The organism is Nocardioidaceae bacterium SCSIO 66511 (genome assembly GCA_023100825.1).
In the GTDB taxonomy this organism is placed as follows: domain Bacteria; phylum Actinomycetota; class Actinomycetes; order Propionibacteriales; family Nocardioidaceae; genus Solicola.
Genome location: CP095846.1, coordinates 1631612 through 1646293 on the forward strand (window position 1 = coordinate 1631612; position 14682 = coordinate 1646293).

At 67.7% G+C, this 14682-nt stretch carries 15 protein-coding genes; 7 read left to right on the top strand and 8 right to left on the bottom strand.

Translation table 11 applies throughout. The features are described 5' to 3' along the window. Window positions 1-100 precede the first annotated feature (100 nt). Window positions 101-301 (top strand): hypothetical protein, encoded by a 201-nt coding sequence (locus MU582_07660; GenBank protein UPK76500.1) that lies wholly within the window; start codon window positions 101-103, stop codon window positions 299-301. On the opposite strand, the gene MU582_07665 is transcribed toward MU582_07660, so the two are convergent. Next, on the bottom strand, window positions 252-1142 hold the full coding sequence (locus MU582_07665) for a M56 family metallopeptidase (GenBank protein ID UPK76501.1): 891 nt from the start codon (window positions 1140-1142) through the stop codon (window positions 252-254). The two genes, MU582_07660 and MU582_07665, sit on opposite strands and share 50 nt — an antisense overlap. Continuing rightward, window positions 1139-1492, bottom strand: a complete 354-nt coding sequence (locus tag MU582_07670; GenBank protein ID UPK77132.1) for a BlaI/MecI/CopY family transcriptional regulator — start codon at window positions 1490-1492, stop codon at window positions 1139-1141. Before MU582_07670 ends, MU582_07665 begins: the two co-directional genes overlap by 4 nt. A 131-nt stretch (window positions 1493-1623) precedes the next feature. On the opposite strand from MU582_07670, the gene MU582_07675 reads away from it, so the two are divergent. From MU582_07675 to cydC, 4 genes are read left to right on the top strand one after another with little or no spacing between them, the layout of a single operon-like run. Continuing rightward, the gene (locus tag MU582_07675; GenBank protein ID UPK76502.1) at window positions 1624-3021 is read left to right on the top strand and encodes a cytochrome ubiquinol oxidase subunit I; all 1398 of its coding nucleotides are present in this window, start codon (window positions 1624-1626) and stop codon (window positions 3019-3021) included. A 21-nt stretch (window positions 3022-3042) separates the two neighbouring features. Then, entirely contained in the window at window positions 3043-4044 is a 1002-nt protein-coding gene (cydB, locus tag MU582_07680) for a cytochrome d ubiquinol oxidase subunit II (GenBank protein ID UPK76503.1), read from the top strand. Next, window positions 4044-5720, top strand: a complete 1677-nt coding sequence (cydD, locus tag MU582_07685; protein UPK77133.1) for a thiol reductant ABC exporter subunit CydD — start codon at window positions 4044-4046, stop codon at window positions 5718-5720. Before cydB ends, cydD begins: the two co-directional genes overlap by 1 nt. After that, complete coding sequence (gene cydC / locus MU582_07690) at window positions 5717-7318, top strand: thiol reductant ABC exporter subunit CydC (GenBank protein ID UPK76504.1); 1602 nt, start codon at window positions 5717-5719, stop codon at window positions 7316-7318. The genes cydD and cydC overlap by 4 nt, the downstream gene beginning before the upstream one ends. An 8-nt stretch (window positions 7319-7326) precedes the next feature. On the opposite strand, the gene MU582_07695 is transcribed toward cydC, so the two are convergent. After that, entirely contained in the window at window positions 7327-7908 is a 582-nt protein-coding gene (locus tag MU582_07695) for a hypothetical protein (GenBank protein UPK76505.1), read from the bottom strand. 4 nt (window positions 7909-7912) lie between these two features. After that, window positions 7913-8365, bottom strand: a complete 453-nt coding sequence (locus tag MU582_07700) for a Rieske (2Fe-2S) protein (protein ID UPK76506.1) — start codon at window positions 8363-8365, stop codon at window positions 7913-7915. A gap of 128 nt (window positions 8366-8493) precedes the next feature. Here MU582_07700 and MU582_07705 point away from each other — a divergent pair, with 128 nt between their 5' ends. Both MU582_07705 and MU582_07710 read left to right on the top strand, forming a co-directional pair. Further along, window positions 8494-9003 carry a sigma-70 family RNA polymerase sigma factor gene (locus tag MU582_07705; protein UPK76507.1) on the top strand — a complete coding sequence of 170 codons (510 nt, stop codon included), beginning with the start codon at window positions 8494-8496 and terminating at the stop codon, window positions 9001-9003. After that, window positions 9000-9689, top strand: a complete 690-nt coding sequence (locus tag MU582_07710) for a zf-HC2 domain-containing protein (protein ID UPK76508.1) — start codon at window positions 9000-9002, stop codon at window positions 9687-9689. Before MU582_07705 ends, MU582_07710 begins: the two co-directional genes overlap by 4 nt. Before the next feature lie 14 nt (window positions 9690-9703). On the opposite strand, the gene MU582_07715 is transcribed toward MU582_07710, so the two are convergent. The 4 genes from MU582_07715 to MU582_07730 form a co-directional block, all read right to left on the bottom strand. Further along, complete coding sequence (locus tag MU582_07715) at window positions 9704-10780, bottom strand: hybrid-cluster NAD(P)-dependent oxidoreductase (protein ID UPK76509.1); 1077 nt, start codon at window positions 10778-10780, stop codon at window positions 9704-9706. After that, a complete protein-coding gene (locus tag MU582_07720) occupies window positions 10777-12042 on the bottom strand; it encodes an aromatic ring-hydroxylating dioxygenase subunit alpha (GenBank protein UPK76510.1) in 1266 nt (421 codons plus the stop codon). The genes MU582_07715 and MU582_07720 overlap by 4 nt, the downstream gene beginning before the upstream one ends. Window positions 12043-12062: 20 nt before the next feature. Continuing rightward, complete coding sequence (locus tag MU582_07725) at window positions 12063-14105, bottom strand: NADH:flavin oxidoreductase (protein UPK76511.1); 2043 nt, start codon at window positions 14103-14105, stop codon at window positions 12063-12065. 88 nt (window positions 14106-14193) lie between these two features. Beyond that, window positions 14194-14649, bottom strand: coding sequence for a cupin domain-containing protein (locus MU582_07730; protein ID UPK76512.1), 456 nt, complete (start codon window positions 14647-14649; stop codon window positions 14194-14196). Window positions 14650-14682 lie beyond the last annotated feature (33 nt).

A 14682-nucleotide genomic window follows, 5' to 3' on the forward strand; every position in this document is an offset into this window, starting at 1 on the left:
TCGGAGTTCGCAGGCGGGATTCGGGTCTTCATGAGAACCTGAGAGGGCGCGTAGCGTACCGGGACGGCGGTCCCGTCGGGGTTGTAATCGGGGAGTAGTTGTGATTGTCATAGTTGCGGTGATGGTGGTCATCGTCGCCGGCGCAGGTGCGTTGTTCGCCGTCGTCGCGTCGACACAGAACGACAGCGTCGGATTCGGCGCGAAGCTGGCCAAGCGCGTCGGGGTCAAACGCGTCGACGACCGCGGGACGCTCAGATCACTGAATGCCATGCGTGAGCAATCCACGGCACGGCAAGACTGACGGTCGGGCCGACCAGCACGCCCACCGCCAGCGCGTACGCGCAGGTCGCCTCGGCCAGATGCCGTCGCGGCCGGGCGGATAGCCGTTCGAGTCGTAATGCGGCAGCGGAGCCGGCGCCGAGCGCACCCGCCGGAGTCGGTTGATCGGCGAGTTTGACCAGTGCGCGGGCGAGCGGGAGCGTTCCGTACTCGCTGCGCGCGCGGTCATCGGCGAGGAGCTCGATCATCACGCGGCTCTGCTGCAGCGGCGCATCGCCGCGGGGAATCCTCGGGAACGCGTGGCGTAATGCGATGAAGGCCTCCAGCACGAGGTCGTGCCGGTAGCGGACGTGCGCCCGCTCATGTGCGAGTACCGCCGCCAGCTCCGATTCGTCGAGTTCATCGAGGGTGCCCGACGACAAGACGACCCGCGAGTTGCGGTGGGCCGGGACGCAGTACGCGATCGGCGTGCTTTCGAGCAAGATACGCGCACCGGGTGCGGCGGTGTCGGCGCGCGTGAGCAGGTCGACGCGTTCGCGGTGTCGGCGGCGGCGTCTGCGGGTCTCGCGGGCGACGGCCCACGTCGACCAGCCCAGGCGCGCGACGACGAGGATCGTCAGTGCGAGGACGAGGAAGTGCGCGCCCACGCGCCACCAGACCAGTTCGCCGTCGGGCGGGCGTACCAGCCACAGGGCGGTCGACAGCCCGGCGCCGAGTACCGCGAGTACCGCGGCGAGCGCCATCGCCTGCCACAGCACGATCGCGGCCCGCGGCACGCGGTACGGCCAGCGCATCCTGCCGAGTGCGGCCGGTATCGGATGAGCGAGTAGCAGGCCGATGACGCCGAGCAGGATCGGAGTCATGGCTCGCGCTCGTCGCTCGGGTGCTGCTTCTCGATCCGCGCCAGCGCCGTACGAAGTGCGTCTGCCTCGTCCGCCGAGACGGTCTCGGCGAAGTGCACGAGCGCGGCCGTACGGTCGCCTCCTGCGTCGTCGAGGACTTCGTTCAGCAGGTCTGCGGTCAGCTGCTCCCGTCCGCTGGCCGGCTCGTAGAGGTACGCGCGCCCGCGCTGGGTACGGCGGACGAGGTCCTTGCGTGAGAGCCGGTCGAGCACCGTCATCACGGTGGTGTACGCGAGTTGCCGCTCGGAGCTGAGTAGCTCGTGCACGTCGCGCACCGACAGCGGCTCTCCGGCCGCCCACAGTCGGTCCATCACGACGCGTTCGAGCTCTCCGAGTTGGGTCACGAGTCCATACTACGACGCGGCGTAGTACCCGCCTCGGACGGGCGTCGAGGGACGTACTACCGTAGTTAGTACGACAGCACGTAGTAGATAGGACGAGCATGGACGTACTCGACCTGGCGCGACTGCAGTTCGGCGCCACCACGGTGTTCCACTACTTCTTCGTGCCCATGACGATCGGGTTGTCCGGGCTCGTCGCGGGCCTGCAGACCGCGTGGGTGCGTACCGGTCAGGAGCGTTACCTTCGGCTGACCAAGTTCTTCGGCAAGCTGTTCCTGATCAACTTCGCGATGGGCATCGTCACCGGCATCGTGCAGGAGTTCCAGTTCGGGATGAACTGGAGCGACTACTCGCGCTTCGTCGGTGATGTGTTCGGCGCGCCACTTGCCCTCGAAGGGCTGCTGGCGTTCTTCCTCGAGTCGACCTTCCTCGGCCTGTGGATCTTCGGCTGGGACCGCCTCCCCAAACGCATCCATCTCGCCTGTATCTGGATCGCTGCAATCGGCACGGTCTTCTCCGCGTACTTCATCCTGGCCGCTAACTCGTTCATGCAGAACCCCGTCGGGTTCACCTACAACGCCGAGCGTGGCCGAGCCGAGCTCACCGACTTCGTGGCAATCATGACCAACAAGGTCGTGCTCATCACGCTGCCGCACACCATCTTCGCGGCGTTCATGGTGGGCGGCGCGTTCGTCGCCGCCGTCGCGATGTGGCACCTCGTGCGGCGAACGAAAGACCACGACGCGTTTCGTACCGCACTGAAGCTCGGCGCGATCACGGTCATCGTCGCCGGTATCGGCACCGCCGTCACCGGCGACACCCAAGGCAAGGTCATGACCGAAGTGCAGCCGATGAAGATGGCCGCGGCCGAAGGGTTGTACGAGGACGAACAGCCGGCGCCGTTCTCGCTGTTCACCCTCGGGAGCCTCGACGGATCAGAGGAGATCTACTCGGTCAAGGTGCCCTATCTGCTGTCGTTCCTCGGCACCGGCGACTTCAACGGCGAGGTGCGGGGCATCGACTCGCTGCAGCGGGAGTACGAGCAGACGTACGGGCCCGGCGACTACAGCCCGAACATCCCGGTCACGTACTGGACGTTCCGGATGATGATCACGGCGGGCGGGCTCGCGGCAGCGGTGGCCGCACTGATGCTGTGGTCGATCCGACGCGGTCGTACGCCGAGGTCACGATGGCTCGTGTGGTCGGCCATCGCACTGCCGCTGCTGCCGCTCGCGGCGAATGCCTTCGGCTGGATCTTCACCGAGATGGGACGCCAACCCTGGTTGGTGTTCGGGCTCCTGCCGACCGCGTCCGGGGTGTCGCCGGGTACGACAGTCGGCGAGGTCGCGACCTCACTGATCGGGTTCTGCCTGCTCTACCTCGTACTCGCGGTGATCGAGGTGCGACTGCTGCTCACCTACATCGGCAAGGGCCTGCCCGACGAAGCGCCACCGGAGCCGGGCGACGACACCGACGCGCCGCTGAGCTTCGCGTACTGAGCCGGACCGAAGGAGACAAAGATGGAACTCACTACGATCTGGTTCGCTGCGATTGCGTTCCTCTGGGTCGGCTACCTCGTGCTCGAGGGATTCGACTTCGGCGTCGGGATGTGGATGCCGATCCTCGGCCGCAACGACACCGAGCGGCGGGTCGTACTCAACACGATCGGCCCGGTCTGGGACGGCAACGAGGTCTGGCTCATCGTCGCGGGCGGCGCGATGTTCGCGGCGTTCCCGGAGTGGTACGCGACCCTGTTCTCGGGCTTCTACCTGCCGTTGTTCGCGATCCTCGTCGCCCTGATACTGCGGGCGACTGCGCTGGAGTACCGCGGCAAACGTGACGATCCGGCGTGGCGGCGGCGATGGGACCGGTGCATCGTCGGGGGATCGCTGGTACCCGCGTTCCTCTGGGGAGTCGCGCTGTCGAACATCGTGCGCGGTGTGCCGATCGACGCCGAGCACGAGTACGTCGGGAGTCTGTTCGACCTGCTCAACCCGCACGCCCTGCTCGGCGGACTCGCGATGGTCGTCTTGTTCTTGACGCACGGCGCGATGTTCATCGCCCTGAAGACGACCGGTGACATCCGGGTACGTGCGCACCGGGCGGGTCTGCGGACCGGTGTTGTCGCCGTCCTGCTCGACGTCGGCTTCCTGGCGTGGACGGTCGCCGACGCCGACGTCGCACGTACTGCACCGATCGCGTTCGTCGCCGCAATGGCCTTGCTGCTCGGACTTCTCGCGGCGTCGGTCGGTCGGGACGGTTGGGCGTTCGCCGGTACGGCGGTCGCCATCGCGCTGACGGTGGTGCTGCTGTTCGTCGCGTTGTTCCCCGACGTGATGACGTCGTCTCTGGACGGCGCGTACTCACTGACGACGACGAACGCGGCCGCGACTCCGTACACACTGCGGATCATGTCGTGGTCGGCGATCGTCTTCGTACCGTTGGTGATGCTGTACCAGGGATGGTCGTACTGGGTGTTCCGCAAGCGAATCGGCACACACCACATCCCGGAGGCGTCGTGATGAAGCCACTCGACCCGGAGCTCGTGCGACGGTCGGCGCCGGTCCGCCGGCACCTCGTCGCCGCGGTCGTGCTCGGTACGCTCACGGCCGGTGTGATCGTCGCGCAGGCGTGGTTCCTGTCCAGTGCGGTCGCTCGCGGGTTCGACGGCGACGGTTGGTCGGGCGGGGTCGCCGCCGTCGTGGTCGCAGTCGTGGTTTGCTTCGGCGGTCGGGCGCTCATCGGCTGGGCGCATCGGGTCGCGGCGGTACGCGCGGCGTCGGCGGTCAAGTCGGGGCTTCGGCGCGAGATCGTCGATGCACTGCTCGCGGGCGGGTCGCGCGGAGCGTACGAGTCGGGGCGGGTGATCGCCTTGCTCGGACACGGACTCGACGCGCTCGACGCGTACTTCGCGAAGTACTTGCCGCAGCTCGTGCTCGCGCTGACGGTGCCGGCGACCGTATGCGCGGCGATGCTGTGGGCGGATGTGCTGTCGGCCGTCACCGTGCTGGCGACCCTGCCGCTGATCGTGGTGTTCATGGTGCTCGTCGGTTGGCTCACGCGGGAGAAGACCGAACGGCGATGGGACGCGCTGAAGCGGCTCACCCACCACTTCGCCGACGTGCTCGACGGGTTGACGGTGTTGAAGGTGTTCGGCCGTGCCGCCGGCCAGTCCGACGGGCTCCGTACGACCGGCGAACGGCACCGGCGCGAGACGATGCGCGCGCTCCGGCTGGCCTTCCTGTCGTCGTTCGTACTCGAGCTGTGCGCGACCATCTCGGTGGCTCTGGTCGCCGTCGGGGTCGGACTACGCGTACTCGACGGCGGGCTGCCGCTGCAGACGGCGCTCTTCGTACTGCTGCTGGCGCCGGAGGCGTTCCTGCCCGTACGCCAGGTGGGTGCGCACTTCCACGACAGCGCCGAGGGTGCTGCGGCCGCGCGGGATGCGTTCGTACTGCTCGACGGCGCTCGTGATGGGGCTCCCGATTCTGCCCGCGACTTTGTATCCCTGCGTGAGAGATACGAACCTATTGGAGCTATCACGCATAGCTACAAAACGGGACCCCGAATCGAGCTCCACCACGTACGCGTGCGCTACCCCGACCGCGACGCCGACGCCCTCCCGGCGACCGAGCTGTCGGTCGCGCCGGGGGAGTTCGTTGCGCTCATCGGGCCGTCGGGCTGTGGCAAGTCCACTCTGCTGTCGGTACTGCTGGGCTTCGTCACACCGAGCGACGGCGACATCATCGCGGACGGGGTACGGACGAGCGATCCCGCGAAGCTGCGGTCACGGATCGCCTGGGTGCCGCAGCATCCGGCGCTCATCGCCGGCACGGTGGCCGACAACGTACGACTGGCGACGCCGGCAACCGACGCAGACGTACGCGCGGCTCTCGACGATGCCGCAGCCGCCACGTTGCAGCTCGACCGGCAGGTCGCCGAACGCGGCGCCGACCTCTCCGCGGGGGAGCGGCGTCGCGTCGCGGTCGCCCGCGCCTTGCTGCGCGTGCGCAATGCGGATGCCGACCTGCTGTTGCTCGACGAGCCGACCGCCGGGCTCGACATCGCAGCCGAACGCGAGGTCATCACGGCGCTCCGCAACGCAAACATCACCACCCTCGTCGTCGCCCATCGGGCCGCACTCATCGAGGCCGCCGACCGAACGGTGACGCCGGGCAGAAAGGCGGTGCCTGCATGAACCGCCAGCTCGTCCTCGGCGGGGCGCTCGGCGTGCTCGCGAGCTGGTCTGCGATCGGTCTCCTGCTCACCTCGGGGTGGTTGATCTCGCGGGCGGCCGAGCAACCGCCGGTGCTCTACCTGATGGTCGCGATCGTCGGCGTACGCGCGTTCGGGGTCGCCCGAGGCGCCTTGCGGTACGCCGAACGTCTGCTGACACATGACGGAGCCCTTCGTACGCTGACGAAAGTCCGGATCGCGGTGTACGAGCAGCTCGAGCGTCGTGCGCCCGCCGGGCTCGGCGACCGACGCCGCGGCGACCTCGTCGCAAGAGTCGTCGGCGACGTCGACTCCCTCCAGGACTCCCTCCTGCGCGTACGTCTGCCCTGGCTGGTCACGTCGACCGCGGCCGCCGGAACCACGGTCCTCGTCGCCGTGCTGCTGCCACCGGCGGGCTTGGTTCTGGTCGGGTCGGCGACGATCCTCGTCGCAGGTGTGCCCGCGCTCGTACGGATCGCGGGTGAGCGGACCGCATCGCAGGTCGCCCCGCTACGCGGAGACCTCGCGGCCGCGGCTGCGGAGACGGTGTACGCGGCGCCCGATCTGGTTGCGTACGAGGCAACTCCACTCGTTCGCGATCGGATCGACGTGATCGATGCCCGGCTGCGACGGACCGAACGGAAATGCGCGTGGCTCGAAGGCCTCGGCTCAGCGGTCGTCCTGGTCGTGCTCGGAGCCGCGGTCGGGGCGATGCTCTGGCTGGGCGTCCCTGCGGTCGAGAACGGGACGCTCGCACCCGTGTTGCTCGCCGTCATTGCGCTGGCACCGGTGGCGCTGCTGGATCCGCTCGACGGGCTGGCGGAGATGAGCCAGACCCGTGCTCGGGTCGCGGGTGCGCGCGAGCGGCTCGATCAGCTCGGCCGGTCGCCGCTACCGGTCACCGATCCGACCGAGGAAGCGCGACCGGCCGGGCATGCCGTCGAGGTTCGTGGTCTCGCGGCGGCCTGGCCGAACGGCCCGCTGGTACTGCAGAACGTCGCCCTCGACCTGCCCGAAGGCGGCGTCGTGACCGTGACCGGGCCGAGCGGCAGCGGCAAGTCGACGCTCGCCGCCGTACTGCTGAAGTTCCTCGAGCCGAGTGCGGGAAAGGTACGTATCGGCGGAGTCGACATCGAGTCGTTGACGGGCGACCAGGTGCGCGGCGTCGTGGGCATGCTCGGGCAGGACGAACACGTCTTCGACACCTCCATCCGGGAGAACCTGCGAATCGCCCGCGCGGATGCCGGCGACGAGAGGCTCTGGACCGCACTGGACGACGCCGGCCTGGGCGAGTTCGTACGTACGCTTCCCGCCGGTCTCGACACCGCGGTCGGGGAGAACGGCGCCCGGCTGTCCGGCGGCGAGCGCCAGCGACTCGGACTGGCGCGGCTGCTGCTCGGAGACCACCGGGTGCTGATCCTCGACGAGCCCACCGAGCAACTCGATGAGGAGACCGGTGACGCGCTGCTCGCCGACCTTCTCGCACTGGCCACCGAACGCTCGATCCTGCTCATCACCCATCGCCCGACGACGCAGCTGTCTCACGTCGTGAGAGGCGAAACGGCACTGCTCAGGCGGTGAGGAGTCGGTCAGTCGGTCGAGACGGTGCCGTCCCAGACTGCTCGGGCGCCCGAGTCGCCAACCCGAACGACGTGCACCACCGACCCGACCGCAGCGGCGCTGGCGATCAGCCCGATCACGACGCTGACGACGGTCACCCGAGCACCGACCGTCGTACGCCCGTTGCCGAGGTCGAGCCGCTCGCCGCCTTCGGCAGTGGACCCGACTGCACCGACCGGCTCGGGTCGGCGTTCGGCGCGAGTGCCGGCGGCACGGTCCGCGTACCACCGATGCCACGCCCACTGGCCGACGCCCGCGATCGCGACCGCGATGGACCAGCCCAGCATCAGGTTTCCGAGCTCCTCGTGGCGGGTGACCAGTGGCGTGCCACCGCCGAGCTGATCGCGCAGCCAATCACCGGCGTTCGTGGTGACGGGCACCATCGCAAGGGCGGCGAGGCACGCGATCGGCGTCAGCACACCGAGCCATCGACGAGCACGGGGCCACCACGCCGACAACACGACACACAAGGCTGCCGTAGGGATGAGCACGATCGTCAGATGCACCAGCAGTACGTGCGCGGGCAGTCCGTTGATCTCGACGGGTCCCATAATGCTACGTCGCCACGATCTCGTTGCCCTGGACCTTGACCGACACCTTCGCGAGCGGCTCCGGCGCGGGACCCGACTTCACCTGACCGGTGGCGGCATCGAAGATCGAGTTGTGACATGGGCAGTGCAGCTCCGCTCCGTCGGGCTTCACCGCGCAGCCCTGATGCGTGCAGACCGAGCTGAACGCCACGACCTCGCCCTTCGTGGGCTGCGACAGAAGGATCGCCTCGCCGTTCACATCGGCCTGCGTCGACCCTCCGACCGGCACGTCGCTGACCTTTGCGATCGACTCACCCGACTTCGGTTTCGGCGCATCGCCGGTAGTCGTCGAACCCCCGGAGCCGCCGTCGGACTCGCCGTCTGAGCTGCCGCCGCACGCGGCGAGCACTGCCGCGCCGACCGCGCCGCCGCCGATGCCGATGGCGTTGCGCCGGGTGATGGGATGACTGACGGTCATCTGCCTTCCTCTCCGTTGGTGACGTCTGTGACTACGACCTGCGCCCACGGATAGTTCAATGGGAAACAACATTTCCTCGAAATCGAACCAGATCCGCGTCCGCAGCGTAGAAGGTGGTGGAGGTGCCGATGCCAGACGCTCAGGCCGAGATGCTGCGGTCCTTGCACGACGAGTACGGCGCGGCGCTGTGGGCGTTCGCGCTGCGAGGCACGCGCGGCGACGCAGCGGCCGCCGAGGACGTCGTACAGGAGACCCTGCTGCGGGCCTGGCGCCACATCGACACCCTCGACCCCGAGCAGGGGTCGCCGCGGGCGTGGCTCTACTCCGTCGCGCACCGGGTCATGATCGACGGCTGGCGCAAGTCGTCACGGATGCGAGAGGTGGTCGAGGCAGACGTACCCGAACGTGCGACGCCCGACAACACCGACGGGCTGCTCGACGGATGGCTCGTCGAGGAGGCGCTGGGCCGGCTCAGCGCCGACCACCGCGCCGTACTGCTGGAGTGCTACTACCGAGGGCAGTCGACGCGTGCCGCTGCCGACCGCCTCGGCATCCCGGAAGGCACGGTCAAGTCACGTACCCACTATGCGTTACGGGCGTTGCGTCTCGTACTCGCGGAGATGGGGGTGACGTCATGACCGACCCGTACGCACAGTCGAGCGACCCGTTCGAGCAGTACGACGCGGCGTACGTGCTCGGCGCATTGTCGCCCGGTGACCGGCGTGACTTCGAACGCCACCTCGAGAGCTGCGACCGCTGCGCCCGGTCCGTGCGCGAGCTCGCCGGAATGCCCGGCATCATGGCGCATGCCGATCCGCTTGCCGATGACTGGCCGGCGCCGCCCCTTCCGGACACGTTGCTGCCGCGAATGCTTGCTATCCGCGAGAAGGAGCGTCGTCGGCGGAACTGGCTCGTACGAGGCCTGATCGCCGGTGCGGCCGCGGTGCTCATGGTCGTGGTGGGCGTCGCGGTGACGGTCTCCGACGATTCGGACGACGGGCCGAGTGGCTCCAGCGTGTCTGCATTGGCGTTCAAGCAGCTCGTCGAGAGTCCCGTGCACGCGAGCGGTGACCTGAACGCCGTCGACTGGGGTACGCGCATCGACATCGACTGCACCTACGACGCGGGCACCGGGTACGAGGAGCGCTCGTACAAGCTCGTGGTCGCCGACGCAGACGGCAGCCGCCAGCAGGTCGCGGTGTGGAAGGTACGCCCCGGTCAGGACGTCGCGTTGACCGGCAGCACCGACCTCGCCCCCGGTGAGATCACCGCCATCGACATCGTCGACGCTGACGGCAACAGCCTGCTGCGCGCGAAGCCCTGACCCGCGGTGACCGGTCAGACGTCGATGACCAGATCGCTGAGCGGCTTGGAGCAGCAGAGCAGGATCTTGCCGTCGGCGATCTCCCGCGGACGGATGCCGCCCGCGTGCTGCATATCGACCTCGCCTTCGAGCATGGACTGCTTACAGGTGCCGCAGACGCCTTCGCCGCAAGACGTCGGTACGACGACACCTGCGCCAGACACGGCATCGAGGATCGTCGAGCCGCCGTCGCAGGTGACCGTACGACCGCTGCGGCGCAGCTCGATCGTATGGCCGGTCGCAGATCCGGCGGCGGTTTGAGCTGCCGGCGTTGGCGACTCAGCGATCGTGAAGCTCTCCTCGTGACAGCGCTCCGGGTCCACACCAGCCGTACGAAGCAGCTCGCGCACCGCCTCCATGTACGGGGGAGGCCCGCACGTGAAGACCTCCCGCTCGTGCAGGTCGGGTACGAGGCGAAGTAACAGCGGCAGGTCGAGTCGCCCGCGTGGTCCGTTCCACAGCTCGGTCGACGCGTCGCCCTCGCAGATCGCTGTGACGGACAGAAACGCTTCGCGTGCAAGCGTTTCGAGTTCATCGCGGAAGACGATGTCGACCGGGGTGCGCGCGTTGTGCAAGAACACCACGTCGGAACGATCGCCCCGGTCGTACATCGCGCGCGTCATCGACATCAGCGGTGTGATGCCGCTTCCGGCAGAGAGGAACAGGTAGCGAGGTGCGGCATGGTTGGCGGTCGAGAACACCCCGAGCGGCCCGCGTACGTCTACCCAGTCGTCGACGCCGAGGTTGTCGTGCAGCCAGTTCGAAACCGGTCCGCCGGGTACGCGTTTGACGGTGATCGTGACCGCATCGGGTCGAGTCGGCGGTGACGAGATGGTGTAGCAGCGTTCGAGCGTCTGGCCGTCGACATCGACGACGAGCGTCAAGTACTGGCCGGCGTCGAAGCGCAGCGGTCGCGGCAGCGAGAACGTGAAGCTCCTTACGTCGTGGGTGATGTCGTCGATCCGCGTACACCGCAGCGGCTGGGCTATCTCGTCGACCCCGAGGTCGACTCCGAGGTCGACGGCGGGGGTGCGCGTGAGTATCTCGGTCATGAGTGCAGGTACCTCCCGACCTCGGTGATGTACCAGTCGCAGAACGCGTCGACCTGGTACTCGTTCGGCGCGTACGGCCCCGGCTCGTACGCGGGGCTCCGAACGCCGGTCTGCGCGCGTACGACCAGCTCGGCGTCCTGCTCGTTGGTGCGGATCCAGACCGCGGTCAGGTTGTCGACGTCGTAGTCGACACCTTCGACCGCGTCCTCGTGCACCAACCAGGTCGTACGTACGAGAGTGCGTTCGGCGCTGAGCGGGATCGCCATCGACGTCACGGCGTGGTCGGAAAGGAAGTGCGACCAGAAGTTCGGCTGGTGGTGCAGACTGCAGCGCCCGAGCCGAGTGATGTCGAGATCGCCGAGCAGCTTGCGAGATGCCGCGCTGCCGTCGAGCGTGTACGACTCGCCTGCCCCGTCGAGAGGCTCGCGTTGGATGCGGAACGCCGACTGCCGGCCGCTGATCTCCTCGATCGCCTCGTACGGCATGCCGCGCTGTTCGCAGGCCGCCTCGAGGTCGGCCTGCGCTTGGAGATACCGCGCATGCGCAGGCAGCAACCGCTTCGGGATCTCGTCCTCGGCGTAGCCGTACGTCGGGAAGAAGGTGCACATCAGCTCGGGGTGCCCGGCTTCGCAGTGGTAGCACTCGCGGTTGTTCTCCATCACCAGCTTCCAGTTGGCGTCCTCGATGGTGTCGGTCTGAGCGGCCACCTTGGTGCGGTGCAGCTGATGTGGTGCGAGGTACGGCAGCGTCCGCCCGGCGACCTCCGCGAAGTCGGCCGGCGGTTCCTGCGCGAGGCAGATGAAGATCAGTCCGCCGACGACACGGGTGTGAACGGACTTGAGTGCGAAGCAGCTCCGGTCGAAGTCGGGCGCCTGCTGACCCGCGTGCAGCAGGGTGCCGTCGGGTGCGTACGTCCACTGGTGGTAGCCGCAGACGATGTTGCCGGTCGAGCCGGTTGGCTCGGTGAGTACGCGGGCGCCACGATGCCTGCACACGTTGTGAAGTGCGCGTACCTCTCCATCGTCGTCGCGGATGACCATGACCGGGTACGGACCGATGTCGATGGTCAGATAGTCACCGGGCTCGGGCACCTCGGCGGTACTGGCGACGAACAGCCACTGCCGCGCGAAGATCGCCTTGATGTCCAGGTCGAAGAAGTCATCGCTGGTGTAGAAGGGCGCCTCCAGCGCCCTGCCGGGGACTCGGCTCTCGACGAGCCGTGCGGTCGAGGTGACGGGCGTCGGGTCCGCGAACGTGGTCATGGACGGCCTCCTTTGCGAAGTCAGGTTGCGAGACAGAGCCGCAGCGCGTCATAGATGGCTGCGTGGATGTTGCGGCTGGCGACCGCATCGCCGATGCGGAACAACTGGTACGTGCCGTCGGGGTTGGTGTTGACGGCCTGCGGCTGCCCTTGCAGCAGCGCCTGGTGATCGACCTCGCCGAGGTTCGTCGACCCGCCGACGAGGTCGAAGTACAGCTCGTCGTTGGCGAGCGTGCCGTGCTCGACGACGACGCGGTCGGCGATCCGCTCGGCCGTCGCGCCGGTGTACTCGTTGCACAACGTGACGGCCAACCGGCCGTCGCCTCGGCGGCTCACGGCGATGAGCCGGTAGGCGAGCGTGACCGTGACGCCGTACTCGTCGAACGCACGCAGGTACGCGGGGGAGTTCATGCTGCCGACGAGGGGAGCGACCATACGTTCGGGCGTGACGTACTCGACGTGCGCGCCACCGTGTAGGAGCATTTCGGTCGCATCGAGCGCGGGCTCGGCGCCGTTGTCGTCGTATACAAGGACCGTTCCGCCGGAGCGTACGGATCCATCCATGATGTCCCAGGTATCGAGCACCAGGTCTTGTCCGGTGGAGAGGAAGTCCCGGTTGGGTAGGCCGCCGGTCGCGATGACGACGAGATCGGGCTGCTCGGCGCGTACGTCTGCGACGTCTGCGTACACGCCGTACCGGAACTCGACGCCGGCGTGCTTCGCCTCGTCGATGCGCCAGTCGACGATGCCGATGAGGTCGCGTCGACGCGGTGACGACGATGCGAGCCGCACCTGACCGCCCGGTACGTCTGCCGCTTCGAGTACGACGACGTGATGACCGCGTTCACCCAGTACGCGCGCAGCCTCGAGTCCCGCCGGCCCAGCGCCGACCACAACCGCCTTGCGTGCTTGGGATCTGGTTGCTTCGATGACGTGCGTGAGTGTCTGCTCGCGACCTGTCGCGGGGTTGTGGATGCATTTCGCGTCGCCCGACTCGTAGATGGCGTCGAGGCAGTAGTTCGCACCGACGCATGGGCGGATGCGATCCTCATCGCCCGACGCGAGTTTCGAGACGAGGTACGGGTCGGCGAGTTGGGCCCTCGTCATGCCGACGAGGTCGAGCAGACCGTCGCGGATCGCGTGCCGGGCGGTCGCCACATCGGAGATCCGGGACGCGTGCATGACCGGGATTCTCACCGCTCGGCGTACCTCACCGGCGAAGTCGAGGAACGGCGCGGACGGCGTGCCCATCGACGGAATCACCTTGCTGAGCGTTGCGTCGCTCTCGATCGTCCCCTTGATGATGCTGAGGAAGTCGACGCCGTCGGCGGCGTACGCCTCGAGTGCGGCGACGGTGTCGTCGAGTACGAGTCCGTCGGGTCGGTCCTCGTCCATCGACATCCGGATGCCAACGATGAAGTCGGGTCCGACGGCCGCGCGTACTGCCTGGATCACCCGTCGCGGAAAGGACATCCGGTGTTCGAGGTCGCCGGCCAATTCGTCCGTTCGGAGGTTGGTCGACGGCGACAGGAACGCATCGTGCAGGTGCCCGTACGACTGGATCTCGATGCCGTCGAGCCCACCGTCGCGGCATCGCACGGCCGCCTCCGCGTAGTGAGCGACGATGCGGTCGAGGTCCCAGCGCTCTGCGACTTTGGGGAACGCCCGATGGGCGGGCTCGCGCAGCGGTGACGGGTAGACGACAGGTAGCCAGTCGCCGGCGTAGTTGCTCGTACGCCTGCCCAGATGGGTGACCTGACACATCACCGCGGCGCCGTGCTCGTGTACGTCGTCGGCGAGTCTGCGCAGCCACGGCACGATCTCGTCGCGATACAGCAGCAGGTTGCCGAACGCCGGGGGGCTGTCGGGCGAGACCACGGCGGAGCCACCGATCATCGTCAGTCCGACGCCCCCACGTGCCTTCTCCCGGTGGTACAGGCGGTAGCGGTCCTTGGGCAGCCCGTCCTCGGCGTACGCGGGCTCGTGCGACGTACTCACGACGCGGTTGCGAAGCGTCAGGTCCTTGAGCTCGTACGGCTCGAGGAGCGGGTCCATGGAGCGCATGGCATCAGTGTGAGCGGGATTACTCCTGAAGAAAAGCAAACGTTAGTCAATGAAACCATGCAAGCCGATTGCATGATCTGCGGTGCCGCTACTCGTCCCAGACGATGCCGACGTCCTGCAGGCTCGGTCGGTTGAAACCCCAGGCGATCTGCAGGGTCGCGGAACGGTCGTTGTGAATCCGGTGGCGCGTGCCAGCAGGGATGTAGAGGCCGGTGCCCGGCGTCCCTCTGACCTGCTCGTCGCCGACGGTGAACACGGCGGACCCGGCGATCACGTAGTACCACTCGTCGCCGTACGGATGGTGATGGAGCAGGTGGATGTCTCCCGGCTCGAACCAGGCGAGCCCGACCATGAGTTCGGTCGCTCCGGTCACCTCGCGAGAGAAGAGGTCGACCATGCGGCCCTGGTCGCGCGGGTCGCCGCCGGCCGCGATCCAGGCTTCTGCGTTGGGGTCCGAGAGATAGATCAACGGATGCTCGTCGGCCGATACGACCAGGCCGGCTTGGTCTGCTGTTGAAGTGGCTGCTTCAGGCTTTGGGCTCATGAAGTCAGTGTGAGCGCGGTGATTCCGAACGAT

Coding starts and splice junctions, on each gene's coding strand:
- MU582_07675 (UPK76502.1), top strand. CDS start 1,624: ATGGACGTACTCGACCTGGCGCGACTGCAGTTCGGCGCCACCACGGTG.
- MU582_07725 (UPK76511.1), bottom strand. CDS start 14,105: ATGCGCTCCATGGACCCGCTCCTCGAGCCGTACGAGCTCAAGGACCTG.
- MU582_07670 (UPK77132.1), bottom strand. CDS start 1,492: ATGGACCGACTGTGGGCGGCCGGAGAGCCGCTGTCGGTGCGCGACGTG.
- cydB (UPK76503.1), top strand. CDS start 3,043: ATGGAACTCACTACGATCTGGTTCGCTGCGATTGCGTTCCTCTGGGTC.
- MU582_07665 (UPK76501.1), bottom strand. CDS start 1,142: ATGACTCCGATCCTGCTCGGCGTCATCGGCCTGCTACTCGCTCATCCG.
- MU582_07710 (UPK76508.1), top strand. CDS start 9,000: ATGACCGACCCGTACGCACAGTCGAGCGACCCGTTCGAGCAGTACGAC.
- MU582_07730 (UPK76512.1), bottom strand. CDS start 14,649: ATGAGCCCAAAGCCTGAAGCAGCCACTTCAACAGCAGACCAAGCCGGC.
- MU582_07695 (UPK76505.1), bottom strand. CDS start 7,908: ATGGGACCCGTCGAGATCAACGGACTGCCCGCGCACGTACTGCTGGTG.
- MU582_07700 (UPK76506.1), bottom strand. CDS start 8,365: ATGACCGTCAGTCATCCCATCACCCGGCGCAACGCCATCGGCATCGGC.
- cydC (UPK76504.1), top strand. CDS start 5,717: ATGAACCGCCAGCTCGTCCTCGGCGGGGCGCTCGGCGTGCTCGCGAGC.
- cydD (UPK77133.1), top strand. CDS start 4,044: ATGAAGCCACTCGACCCGGAGCTCGTGCGACGGTCGGCGCCGGTCCGC.
- MU582_07715 (UPK76509.1), bottom strand. CDS start 10,780: ATGACCGAGATACTCACGCGCACCCCCGCCGTCGACCTCGGAGTCGAC.
- MU582_07720 (UPK76510.1), bottom strand. CDS start 12,042: ATGACCACGTTCGCGGACCCGACGCCCGTCACCTCGACCGCACGGCTC.
- MU582_07705 (UPK76507.1), top strand. CDS start 8,494: ATGCCAGACGCTCAGGCCGAGATGCTGCGGTCCTTGCACGACGAGTAC.